10 protein-coding genes are annotated in these 13233 nt (G+C 46.8%); 9 read left to right on the forward strand and 1 reads right to left on the reverse strand.

Annotated elements, in window-relative coordinates; all coding sequences use genetic code 11:
- Window positions 1-280: 280 nt before the first annotated feature.
- Window positions 281-3628, reverse strand: coding sequence for a PilC family type IV pilus tip adhesin (gene pilC, locus EL216_RS06250; protein WP_085390090.1), 3348 nt, complete (start codon window positions 3626-3628; stop codon window positions 281-283).
- 513 nt (window positions 3629-4141) lie between these two features.
- Here pilC and carA point away from each other — a divergent pair.
- The 9 genes from carA (at window position 4142) to pyrI (ending at window position 13165) form a co-directional block, all read left to right on the forward strand.
- A complete protein-coding gene (gene carA / locus EL216_RS06255) occupies window positions 4142-5275 on the forward strand; it encodes a glutamine-hydrolyzing carbamoyl-phosphate synthase small subunit (protein WP_085390089.1) in 1134 nt (377 codons plus the stop codon).
- Window positions 5276-5349: 74 nt separating this feature from the next.
- Window positions 5350-5487 (forward strand): hypothetical protein, encoded by a 138-nt coding sequence (locus tag EL216_RS11065; protein ID WP_158087725.1) that lies wholly within the window; start codon window positions 5350-5352, stop codon window positions 5485-5487.
- 25 nt (window positions 5488-5512) lie between these two features.
- Window positions 5513-6163, forward strand: a complete 651-nt coding sequence (gene leuE / locus EL216_RS06260) for a leucine efflux protein LeuE (protein WP_085390088.1) — start codon at window positions 5513-5515, stop codon at window positions 6161-6163.
- 53 nt (window positions 6164-6216) lie between these two features.
- Window positions 6217-6720 (forward strand): isoprenylcysteine carboxyl methyltransferase family protein, encoded by a 504-nt coding sequence (locus EL216_RS06265; RefSeq protein WP_085390087.1) that lies wholly within the window; start codon window positions 6217-6219, stop codon window positions 6718-6720.
- A gap of 245 nt (window positions 6721-6965) precedes the next feature.
- Window positions 6966-7169 carry a PhzF family phenazine biosynthesis protein gene (locus EL216_RS06270; protein ID WP_197720420.1) on the forward strand — a complete coding sequence of 68 codons (204 nt, stop codon included), beginning with the start codon at window positions 6966-6968 and terminating at the stop codon, window positions 7167-7169.
- 888 nt (window positions 7170-8057) lie between these two features.
- Window positions 8058-11267 carry a carbamoyl-phosphate synthase large subunit gene (gene carB / locus EL216_RS06275; protein ID WP_085390150.1) on the forward strand — a complete coding sequence of 1070 codons (3210 nt, stop codon included), beginning with the start codon at window positions 8058-8060 and terminating at the stop codon, window positions 11265-11267.
- Window positions 11268-11337: 70 nt separating this feature from the next.
- Window positions 11338-11469, forward strand: coding sequence for a hypothetical protein (locus tag EL216_RS11435; protein ID WP_267894211.1), 132 nt, complete (start codon window positions 11338-11340; stop codon window positions 11467-11469).
- Between the two features lie 304 nt (window positions 11470-11773).
- Entirely contained in the window at window positions 11774-12694 is a 921-nt protein-coding gene (gene pyrB, locus EL216_RS06280) for an aspartate carbamoyltransferase (RefSeq protein WP_085390086.1), read from the forward strand.
- Between the two features lie 12 nt (window positions 12695-12706).
- Window positions 12707-13165, forward strand: a complete 459-nt coding sequence (pyrI, locus tag EL216_RS06285) for an aspartate carbamoyltransferase regulatory subunit (RefSeq protein WP_085390085.1) — start codon at window positions 12707-12709, stop codon at window positions 13163-13165.
- Window positions 13166-13233: the final 68 nt, after the last annotated feature.

Consider the following 13233-nt stretch of genomic DNA (forward strand, 5'->3'; position numbering starts at 1 on the left):
CATAATTTAAAACATTATCAGCAAAACTGAACTTATAAACTGAAGAATAAAATAATTTAACTTTTGTTATGATACCTAAAAACTTCTGTAGCGTGTCAATAAAAGTTTCATATCAATAATCCAACCTCTAAAATCATAACCTGATACGGCACATAAGATAGAAAGCCACCATACGACATAATAAAGGCAACTAATACAATCAACCCTCTTTACTTTATTAAAGTTAATAAAAAAGCTGCTTGATAATTTCTCAAGCAGCTTTTTACCTTTTAAACGCACTTTAATTGAAAATCTCTCTCCAACTAATACGGCGCAATCCACAAATCCGACCTTCGACACCAATAGATTCTTTTTTATTGGTAATAAGAGTTCGACTTGCTTTATCCACAAAACATTTATTTTGAGGAATAAACGGCATGGTAGTGATCATTCTATCAGTACCTGTACCGCCGCTATCACCGTCAACAGTTACAGGATTATCGTCACCCTTCGCTGTATCAACGTAGGTAAAGTTGAGCAATCCCGAACTCTTACGGCCATTTGCATAAAACTCTCCATTCATGGGATTGTTTTTGAAAACCAAGTGCGCATCTGATTTTCTCAACGCCCCGCCGGTTTCCGCATTCAAGCCAAATACCCAGCTAGAACTGCTGATTTTGTTACTACTCTGTCTAACACACAGGTCTCCCTCAAAGTTGTCGGTTTTAGCCGCATCATAAATTCGTGTACTTACTACTGCAGTCCGTAGAATCATCGTCGGTTTGATTACTACCCGTTCACCGTTTGAAGCCAAATCAACTTTCCAACCTTTATGATTCGGACTAATAGCGTTGTTAGATAAGAAACGATATTCTTGTCCGTCAATAGTTCTAGAAGAGATCGTCTGCGTCTGTAAATCTTTATCTGTTGCAGCCGTAACGTTAGTACTACCATTTTTTGTTGGAGAAACATCATCAAAAATACCGTAAACCGCCTGTTGGTTTTTATCTTCTAAATCTTCTTGATAAATATCGCTACCGGTACCAAAAATCACAACATATTTCTCTGTGCCTCGGCGAGAAACGGCCGGAGCAGAAGTAATGGGTTGTTTGTCATTCCCTTCATAAATACGCTGATAAGACCATTTATTTGGGTCCTCTTTTCTAAAATCGAACCGATACATATTACCACCGTAGTCTCCAGCGTAAGCGATGTCAATAATACCGTCAAAATCAACATCAACCAATGTAGGACTGGACAACCCTCCTACTCCTTCCGCTACAGAAATTTTACGAAGCAATTCACCGGGATTACCGGTCTTAGTACCTACATTCGCTTCTTGACCTAAAATATCATAAATATACAAAGCAGTTTCTTGTTTTTTCTCGTCAGATTTCGGGTTATCCACTTTTTTCCATTTTGACGAACTATATCCACTTGCTAAGAAACCAGCATAGCGAATATTTTTACTGATATCAACAGCAGCCGTATTCGCATTCCGTTGAATAGAAACACGACCAATTTGTGGAGAACCTACCGTATAACCCAGCTCATTCACTGTACCTTTTTTCGTCTCAAAAAGCGGCACATCTGTTTTGGGATCATCACTACGTACACCTGTCGGTTTCCTTGTAATACGATTGATTCCACCAATATTTAAAGCATAGGCTCCGCGCCCTCCTTGCCCCATTGAACCAAACATAAAAATTTGTTGGTTTTCATCTGTACCGTTATGTGATGCTGTGCGGCGTAAAACAAATCCTCCGTTAATCATATGGCGATGAGGAACTGTTTGACCATACTTTTCATTAGCAAGATATTTAAGCCCTTTTGCCAAAGTATTCGACCCGTCTTGCTCCATAGCTGCAGGTATATAACTCAATTCTAATTTATAAGGATGCTCTTTATCATCTTGACTCACAAAGATATGAGCCATGCCATCATTGGCCGCAGTAACCAAGAACGCTTGCCTACCATACCGTTCCTTGCCAATAGCTGCAACCGGGCTATCCAAAATATCACCTATCTCCTGACCTTGTGCACGCACTCGATAGGCTTGGCTGTATTTTTTATTTTGGGCAAGAGTTTTAATTGCTTCATCTGATTGTTCTGGACGAGCTGCTACCCATGGTATCAGTGCATCTTTCCATTCCTTATCATCAACTGCACTGCCTCTTTCTATTCCAAAATAAGCATTATCTTTTTGCAGGTCTTTTATCCAATAAACACCTTCTCCTGTATTTATCAAAGTTTTTCTATCGGCAAAAGAAGGATTTTTAGGCTTAAGGGAAGCATTAATTTTACCATCGGGATTGACATCAAAAAATTGCAGTTGACTGCTCCATGATCCGGTATCCAATTGAACAATAGCAGCCATATTGGGAACCTTATTACCGGTTACAGCAGGAGCAACAGATCCTTCTATTTCTATGGGTTGGTTTAAACTTTCTGCTTCAATGCTTTCAAAAATTTTTGCAAACGCATTAATCAAATCATTTGTATTTTTTGCATTATAGTAATATTCGGGCTTACTGGCTCCGCTCCTAAGGTAAGTTTCACCTCGTTGACTGATAGCTGTACCAAACCCAACTGTAAATGTTTCTGCAATTTGATTAGCGTATATGCTTTTTCCTGTTTTCTTATCTTTAAAGTCAATATCAGCACCATCCCAACTTTTCCCTGTCTTATCAAACCCACCTGTTTTAAAGTCCTTCGTAGCAAAAGTTTGGCTGAAAAAACGTAATCCATCATTCTGATCCCAAAATATATGATACTTGTCATTATCCTTTTGCCTATTGCATCCATTAGAGAAGTCTTTAGGAAACCCAAAATAAGCATCTCCATTATAGTTAAATGGAGGATTTTTAGCATTTCTTTCGTAACCACAACTTGTATTCGCATCTCCGTCAGACATTAAAACAATATAGTTTTTCTGGCAGCGATAAAGTGTATTGTTTTTCACAATATCAGAAATCTCATAATAACGGCGGGTTGTTGGCGTGCCACTATCAGCTTTGATTAACTGCACTTGCCTCTGAACATGCCGCCAATCATCGCTATATCCTGTCAAATCAGATTTACCATTATTATGCAGTGTTTGCAAACCCCAATTAATTCTATTGTTATAATGTTGCAATATTGCAAAAAGTGCTTTCTTAGTAATGTCTAACTTAGATTCATTATCTCTTTGGTTGGCAAAATTTCTATCAACCGTGCTACGACTTCCCTGCTGAGATGAAGATCGCCGGGATGAGGAATAGTAGTTAGGGCTTCCCGAAGAATAAGCGCCGTAAAAAGGATCATAATATCCCGCACCATATCTACTATAATATCCATCATCGTCATCATAATAATCCCTAACATAATTATTATAATAATTATCATTATAATAATTATAATGATAATAATCTTGAGTATTATTTAATTTTCTACCAGCTGGCGTATCTTTCATACTTCCGGAATCATCAATGAATAACATTACATTAGGCTTGACTCCATCGCCCGTTGTCGTAACTGTTTTATTTTGAAGGTGTAAAGGAATCTGAGCAAACTGGGCATATGCACTATCGCCAATTAAGGCCAAAGCAGAAACTATGCTGCAAATTATCGGCCGCACAGTGCCTTTAAAGCGAGAATTAGATTTTTTCATAATGTGCAAACTTTCATATGTTAGCGTCTAAACTCAAATTTAGAGCTACTTAATTAATAGAGTAAGAATCGAATAGAAAGGATTTCAAAGTATATTTTTAGACCTAATTCTATTTTAGCACATTCACATTATTTAGCATATTCACATATTGATACATAAAATCAACAATATCAGAGATATATCTATCACGCTACATCTCGGATAACCTTGAAAATAATTTTGTACACTCCAATCAAGTAACTGATTTAATTTAGATAAAATTCCAGAAAAATTAAATAAATTGCCTCCAACATATTTTTCCCAGTGCTTGAGCTAATTTTTTTTTTCGCTTAAAATGTGTTGCTTCTGCGGCATACACCATGCCCTCAAAGCACGTAACACAGTTTTCCGACAAACTGTGCGACGTGTTTTTTTTTGACCGGATACTTTAGGCCGTCTGAAAATCTGTAAAGCTGCTTTATTTTTCAGACGGCCTTTCAGCGGATAAATCACACAACACAGGAACGAATCATCATGACGACACCAGCAATCCTTGTTCTTGCAGACGGCAATATTTTTCACGGAATATCAATTGGTTATGAAGGATACACTTCCGGCGAAGTGGTATTCAATACTTCCATGACCGGTTATCAAGAAATCCTTACCGATCCTTCTTACCGCAAACAAATCGTTACCCTTACCTATCCGCACATCGGTAATACCGGCACCAACAGCGAAGACACTGAAAGCACTGCCGTTCATGCCGCCGGTTTGATTATTCGCGACCTGCCGCTGCTGCACAGCAATTTCCGCAGCAGCGAGAGTTTGCAGGAATATTTGGTTCGCAACCGAACCGTTGCGATTGCCGACATCGACACCCGCCGTCTCACCCGCATCTTGCGCGACAAAGGGGCGCAGGCCGGTGCGATTCTGGCCGGTGCGGACGCTACCGAGGGAAAAGCGTGCGAGCTGATTGCGGCGTTCGGCAGCATGGTCGGCAAGGATTTGGCGAAAGAAGTAACGTGCAGCGAATCTTATGAATGGACGGAAGGCGAATGGAAGCTGGGCAAAGGCTTTGAGAGGCCGTCTGAACAGCCGTTTCATGTGGTTGCTTACGATTTCGGCGTGAAAACCAATATTCTGCGTATGCTGGCCGAGCGCGGTTGCCGTTTAACCGTTGTGCCGGCACAAACTCCGGCAAAAGACGTACTGGCGATGAACCCCGACGGCGTGTTTCTTTCCAACGGCCCCGGCGATCCCGAGCCGTGCGATTATGCGATTGCGGCGGTAAAAGAACTGTTGGAAAGCAAAAAACCGCTGTTCGGTATTTGTTTGGGGCATCAATTATTAGGTTTGGCGGTGGGCGGCCAAACCCGCAAAATGGCGTTCGGTCACCACGGAGCCAACCACCCTGTTCAAGATTTGGACAGCGGCAAAGTGATGATTACCAGCCAAAACCACGGTTTTGAAGTGGATGCGGATACTTTGCCCGCTCATGTAAAAGTAACGCACCGTTCGCTGTTTGACGGCTCGTTGCAAGGCATTGAGCTGACCGAACGGGCGGCGTTCAGTTTCCAAGGCCACCCCGAAGCCAGCCCCGGCCCGCATGATGTGGCTTATCTGTTTGATAAATTTATCGACAGCATCAAAGCAGCAAAAGCCGCTTAAGGTTTTCAGACGGCTTTTCACAAACACAAAGGCCGTCTGAAAAACATTTTCCCAACCAGCATAGCTAAACCGCCATGATCCCTGCCGAAGTCAAACGCGATGCTAACGTACTCCGATCAGCAGTTGACTTTATAAGCGGCGACAAACCCAAGCCGCGGCAGACTTATACGGCACAACGCGAAGCCAATTTGCAAACCCGCCAATCCGAATAACCAACCCTAACCCTTTGGCAAATCCATGTTCGGCATCACCCACCTTACCACTTACATTATCGGCACCATTGCCGTTATTCTGCTACCCGGGCCAAACTCCATGTTTTGCCTGGCCATTGCTGCACAACACGGCGTAAAAGCGGCTTACCGTTCGGTGACAGGCATTTTATTGGGTGATTCCCTGCTGATTCTTTTTACCGTATTGGGTGCGGGAACATTATTAAAACTCTATCCCGCGCTTTTTTACGCCCTCAAACTAATAGGCGGCCTTTATCTGGTTTATATCGGTTGGCATTTACTGCGCGGGGCTGTAAGGAAATGGCAAGCCCCCTCGTCCTTGATAGAAGCCGATTCGGAGCCTCAACGCCAACCTGCACGGCACATCTTCAAACGCGCCCTGTTGTTGAGCCTAACCAACCCGAAGGCGATATTGTTTTTCCTATCGTTTTTCGTACAATTTGTCGACCCGGCTTATCCGCATCCCGCACTGTCGTTTTTAATCTTGGCGTTGATTTTGCAAAGCACCAGTTTCATCTATTTGAATCTTTTGGCATTTACCGGACACAACATGACAAGGCTTTTCAGACGGCATCGGAAAATATCCTCCGCCGCAATGGGTACGGTCGGGTTGATGTTTATCGGGTTTGCCGTAAAAATGTGGGCGGCAACAATATAAGAGGCCGTCTGAAAAACGTATCTACTTAAAACACTCACATAAGGAAATACTTCATGATTACAGCCATTTTCATCATTTTCTTCTCCATCCGCCTCGTTTCCCTTTCCATTTCCATCCGAAACGAAAAACGCCTGATCGCCGCCGGAGCCAAACAGTTCGGCGAGAAAAACTCCAAGCTGCTTGCCGCCGCCCATATCGCCTACTACTTCGCCGCCCTAGCCGAATCCCATATCCGCGGCGTGCAGTTTGATGTCGTTTCCACCGTCGGCACCACCGTTACCGCCTTCGCCCTCGTGATGCTGTTTTACGTAATCCGTGCGCTCGGCGAAATCTGGACACTGAAAATCTATATCCACCCGCAACACAAAATCAACCGCTCTTGGCTGTTCCGCCATGTGCGCCATCCCAACTACTTTTTAAACATCATTCCCGAACTCATCGGTATCGGCTTGCTCTGCCACGCATGGACAACCATGGCCATCGGCCTGCCCGTTTATTTGGTGATTCTTGCCATCCGCATCCGTCAAGAACACGAAGCCATGCGCCATTTGTGGTAAACATTTGCCGAGGCCGTCTGAAAGCCCATTTTCAGACGGCCTCGGAAGCACCAGCCCCCAATCGGGAGGCTATAAAATAACGTACCATCCCGCCCGATATGAAAAAGACATTCGGGAGCAGATACAAAGGAGGCTACAAAGCCGCTGAAATAATTTCAGACGGCATTGCCTGAAAACCGGTAGGGTGTGTGCCAACGGCACGCACGCGGTGATTGGGGTTTACATTAGAAATTAACAACGCGTGCGTGGCTACGCCACACACCCTACATGCAGGCTACGCTTGCTATTACCTTTCGCGCGGCACATTCCCGCTCACACGCAGCGTGCGGCAAGGCGACCAAACCGGCCGCCCCAACCGCCTCAGTTTGCGCGTGGACGAAGCCGAAAATATCTATGTGGGCGGGCGCGTGGTGGAAGTCGGGCGCGGCATGTTCAAGCTGCCGAGTTAATCTGTAAAATATTTTACCGGCGCTATATTTACCATGCTTAAGGTTGGTTTTTTAAATTATTCAGATGTAGGTCGGATTCTTGAATTCGACAAATAGGAAATGCACAGCAAGAAAAAATGTTTTCAGGTAGCCTGAAATTGATTTTGTTGGATACGTGTATCCGATCTACGCTTGCTTGCATTTCAGTCAAGCAGGAGTACAAGAACTATGGATAAAAAAAGTTTTTTTCGATTGATAGTGATTGTTTTCTTGATCATAAATCTTTTTGTTTTGGATATAAGCAGAATATTTACAGATGAATTTATTAATGTAATTAACAAGATTACTAATGATCCCGTTTCTTTTGCTTTTGGTACATTGTTAGTAGCTTCTAATATTAATGAATTATGTTGGTTAATTTTTTATTTATTTGTTTTAGCTGTAGTGGTTTATCTTATTGGATTTCATGATAGAAGATACAATAAAGATATCGGAAAAATTATATTCCATTGGTTTTTATTATGTTTTTTATTGTTATTTTATTTTCGAATTTTATCTAAAATATTAGAAATCGCGTTTAATTGTGATAGTTTTAATAAATGTGATGGCATGCTTGAGTTTCTAAAACAAGCAGGCTTAGCTTACCTATATGGGTTCCTGATTACTCTCATTTATGAATTTACATTATTCTTTCTTTACTTTGAAACAAGCAAATATTTGGAAGATTTAGATAAGATTTTATGCAAGATAACTGTTTTAATATTTATTTTTATTATTATTCCCATTGCGTTTACTTATCTGAATTATTCCCATGCAAATTTCCCTTTTATTGGAACGCATTGTTTATTGGGGAGTTTGTTAATGAATGAGGTTATTAATTTTTATCGTACCATTAAGAAAGACCCCACCATGCCCAAACGTACCGACCTAAAATCCATCCTAATCATCGGCGCTGGCCCCATTGTGATCGGCCAGGCCTGCGAGTTTGACTATTCTGGCGCGCAAGCGTGTAAGGCTTTGCGCGAGGAGGGCTATAAAGTCATTCTCGTCAATTCCAACCCCGCCACGATTATGACCGACCCTGAAATGGCCGATGTAACCTATATCGAGCCGATTATGTGGCAGACGGTTGAAAAGATTATCGCCAAAGAGCGCCCCGATGCGGTGCTGCCGACCATGGGCGGCCAAACGGCGCTGAACTGTGCGCTGGATTTGGCGCGCAACGGTGTGCTGGCGAAGTATAACGTCGAGCTGATCGGCGCAACGGAAGACGCGATCGATAAAGCGGAAGACCGCGGCCGCTTTAAAGAGGCGATGGAAAAAATCGGCTTGCATTGCCCGAAATCTTTTGTGTGCCACACCATGAACGAAGCGCTGGCGGCGCAAGAACAGGTGGGCTTTCCTACGCTGATTCGTCCGTCGTTTACCATGGGCGGTTCGGGCGGCGGCATTGCCTACAATAAAGACGAGTTTTTGGCGATTTGCGAACGCGGTTTCGATGCCTCGCCTACGCATGAGTTGCTGATCGAGCAATCGGTGCTGGGCTGGAAAGAGTATGAAATGGAGGTGGTGCGCGATAAAAACGACAACTGCATCATCATCTGTTCGATTGAAAACTTCGACCCGATGGGTGTGCATACCGGCGACTCGATTACGGTTGCGCCCGCGCAAACGCTTACCGACAAAGAATACCAAATCATGCGCAATGCTTCGCTGGCGGTGCTGCGCGAAATCGGCGTGGACACGGGCGGTTCGAACGTGCAGTTTGCCATCAACCCCGAAAACGGCGAGATGATTGTGATTGAGATGAACCCGCGCGTGAGCCGTTCTTCGGCGCTGGCTTCCAAAGCCACGGGCTTCCCGATTGCGAAAGTGGCGGCGAAACTGGCGGTGGGTTTCACTTTGGACGAGTTGCGCAACGACATCACCGGCGGCCGCACGCCTGCGTCTTTCGAACCTTCGATTGACTATGTGGTTACCAAAATCCCGCGTTTTGCGTTTGAGAAATTCCCCGCTGCCGACGACCGCCTGACCACGCAAATGAAATCGGTGGGCGAAGTGATGGCGATGGGCCGCACGATTCAGGAATCGATGCAGAAAGCCCTGCGCGGTTTGGAAACCGGTTTGTGCGGCTTTAATCCGCGCAGCGACGATAAAAACGTAATCCGCCGCGAGCTGGCCAACCCCGGCCCCGAGCGCATTCTGTATGTGGCCGATGCGTTCCGCGCCGGTTTCAGCAAGGAAGAAATCCACGAAATTTGCGCGATTGATCCGTGGTTCTTGGCGCAAATCGAAGACATTGTTCAAGAAGAGCAAAAGGTTTCAGACGGCCGTCTGAACGATTTGGACTACGCCACCCTGCGCCGTCTGAAACGCAAAGGTTTTTCCGACAAGCGTTTGGCACAATTGTTAAACGTGAGCGAAAAAGAAGTGCGCGAACACCGCTACGGCTTGAAGCTGCACCCCGTGTACAAGCGCGTGGATACTTGCGCGGCGGAATTCCAATCCGATACGGCTTATCTCTATTCCACTTACGAAGAGGAATGCGAAGCGAGGCCGTCTGAAAAACGCAAAGTGATGATTCTCGGCGGCGGCCCCAACCGCATCGGCCAAGGCATCGAATTCGACTATTGCTGCGTACATGCCTCTCTCGCCCTGCGCGAATCGGGTTTTGAAACTATTATGGTGAACTGCAATCCCGAAACCGTTTCCACCGACTTCGACACTTCCGACCGCCTTTACTTCGAGCCGCTCACGCTGGAAGACGTGCTGGAAATCGTACGCATCGAAAACCCGTGGGGCGTGATTGTGCATTACGGCGGCCAAACTCCGTTAAAACTGGCCAATGCGTTGGTGGAAAACGGCGTGAACATCATCGGTACTTCCGCCGATTCGATTGATGCCGCCGAAGACCGCGAGCGTTTCCAAAAAGTGTTGCGCGAATTGGGTCTGCGCCAACCGCCGAACCGCACTGCGCGCAACGAAGAAGAAGCGTTGGTGTTGGCCGAAGAAATCGGCTATCCGCTGGTGGTTCGCCCGTCTTACGTATTGGGCGGCCGCGCCATGCAGGTGGTGCATACGCAAGAGCAGCTCAAAACCTATATGCGCGAAGCCGTGCAGGTATCCGAAGACAGCCCCGTGCTGCTGGATTTCTTCCTCGATAATGCCATCGAAGTGGACGTAGACTGTGTTTCAGACGGCCACGAAGTCGTGATCGGCGGCATTATGCAACACGTCGAACAAGCCGGCATCCACTCCGGCGATTCCGGCTGCTCGCTGCCGCCGCACTCCCTGAGCCAAGAAATACAAGACGAAATCCGCCGCCAAACCAAAGCGATGGCTTATGCGCTGAATGTGGTCGGCCTGATGAACGTGCAATTTGCCGTGCAAGACGGGGTGGTGTTCGTGCTGGAAGTGAACCCGCGCGCCTCGCGTACCGTGCCGTTTGTATCGAAAGCCACCGGCGTGCCGCTGGCCAAAGTGGGCGCGCGCGCAATGGCCCGCATCAGCTTGAAAGAACAAGGCGTTGAAAAAGAAGTGATTCCGGATTTCTACGCGGTAAAAGAAGCCGTGTTCCCGTTTATCAAATTCCCCGGTGTGGATACCATTCTCGGCCCGGAAATGCGTTCCACCGGCGAAGTGATGGGTGTGGGCGAAACATTCTCCGAAGCCTATATGAAAGCCCAACTCGGCGCGGGCGAGCGCATGCCTGCCGTGGGAAAAATCTTCATTGCCGTGCGCGACGAAGACAAACCGCTGATTTTGCAAACCGCCAAAAACTTCCAGTCGCTCGGCTACGGCGTATGCGCTACCCGCGGCACCGCAGCCTATCTGAAGGAACAAGGCGTGAGCGTACAGGTGGTAAACAAAGTACTGGAAGGCCGGCCGCATATTGTGGATGCAATTAAAAACGGCGAGATCGCATTGGTTATCAACACGGTAACCAATAACCCGCAAGCCGTTGCCGACAGCCATTCCATCCGCCGTAGCGCCCTCACTCAGCGCGTGCCGCAATACACCACCACTGCCGGCGGCAGAGCCATGAGCGAAGGCGTTAGAAGTTTGAATGCTATGGGCGTTTACAGCGTGCAGGAACTGCATGGACGTTTGAAGAAGTAACGTCCCCTGCCGGAGCGTTGTCAAAGCACCCCAACCGTGATGACCTAAATTACTGATAGAAAGGAATTTTATGAAAACGTTATTGACTGCCGCAGTTTTAGCCTTGGTGTTGTCGGCCTGTGCCGGCACTTCGGGTGGAACACAGGCGTATGGTGAAATCAAAGGCGGAGTGGAAACCAGCCACATCCGCTCAGGCCGTTAATGATAGGAGGGGCCGTCTGAAAAATTCCGCTTTGCAAAAATGTTACCATGCTTATTTTCAAACGGCCTGAAGACTTGATATTCATTTTTTCACGTCTTCCCCCCTTTCAGACGGCCTCCGTTTTGTGCGATAATCGCCCCCGCTCAATGTATGTACAACCCGATTTAACCCGAATCTGCAAAACTGTTATGAACTTAGTTTGCCCGCACCGTAGCCCATATTCCGCTGCATGCCGCAGCAGTTTTGCCATTTTCAATCACACAGCCCGTATTAGACGGGCTTTTTTATGGAAAAAGGAAACACCATGCCTAATCTGCTTTACCGCCAAAATGTGATTTCCATCGCCGATTTGAGCACGCCGCAACTTGAGCTGCTGCTGCATACGGCTCTGAAGCTGAAAGCCGAACCTCGAGACGACTTACTTGAAGGCAAGCTGATCGGCTCGTGCTTTTTCGAGCCTTCCACGCGTACGCGGTTGTCGTTTGAAACCGCCGTGCAACGCTTGGGCGGCAAGGTAATCGGTTTTTCCGACGGCTCCAGCACCAGCGCGAAAAAAGGGGAAACCATCGCCGACTCCGCCCGCATCATCAGCAGCTACACCGATGCGATTATCCAACGCCACCCGCGCGACGGTTCCGCTCGTGTGTTGGCCGAATTCAGCAGCGTGCCCGTTATCAACGCGGGCGACGGTACCAACCAGCATCCTTCGCAAACCTTGCTCGATTTGGTAACGATTTACGAAACGCAAGGCACGCTGAGCAACCTGAATATTGCCATGTCGGGCGACTTGAAATACGGCCGTACCGTGCACTCACTCGCACAAGCCTTGAAACGCTGGGGCTGCAAATTCGCTTTTGTGTCGCCACCTAGCCTGGCCATGCCCGAATACATTACCGAAGAGTTGGAAGAAGCGGGTTGCGAATATCAGATTCTGCCTTCACTTGAAGCGGCCGCCGAGTGGGCCGACATTCTCTACATGACCCGCGTACAGCGCGAACGTTTCGACGAGCAGGAATTCGCCAAGATTCAAGGCAAATTCAACTTGGAAGCCTCCATGCTCGCCAACGCCAAAAGCAACCTGCGCGTGCTGCACCCGCTGCCTCGCGTAGACGAAATCCATCCGAATGTCGACGATACGCCGTATGCCTATTATTTCCAGCAGGCTACCAACGGCGTGTATGCGCGGATGGCAATTTTGTCTTTGATTTTGAACGAAGAAGTATAAGGAGAACGCGTCATGGAAAAGAAACAATACAGCGTTGAAGCAATTCAAACCGGCACGGTTATCGACCATATCCCCGCCGGAAAAGGTTTGGCCATTCTGCGCCAGTTCAAACTGCTGCACTACGGCAATGCCGTAACCGTAGGTTTCAATCTACCGAGTAAAACCCAAGGCAGTAAAGACATCGTAAAAATCTCGGGTGTACATCTTGATGAAAAAGCCGCCAATCGCTTGGCCTTGTTCGCCCCCGAAGCCACCGTCAATGTGATTGAAGATTTCAAAGTGGTGCAAAAAATGCGGCTGAACCTGCCGGAAACCATCAGCGAAGTGTTCCGCTGCCCGAATGCCAACTGCGCCAGCCACGGCGAACCGGTTAAAAGCCGTTTTTACGTACGGAATCAGAGCGGACAGACCAAACTGAAATGCCATTACTGCGAAAAAACGTTCTCGCGCGAATCTGTTGCCGAAGCATAAAACGGAAATCAAAAAGGCCGTCTGAAACTTTTCAGACGGCCTTTTTGATGAATGATGCCTTGTGTAAC

This window comes from Neisseria animaloris, from assembly GCF_900637855.1.
Classification (GTDB): Bacteria; Pseudomonadota; Gammaproteobacteria; order Burkholderiales; family Neisseriaceae; genus Neisseria; species Neisseria animaloris.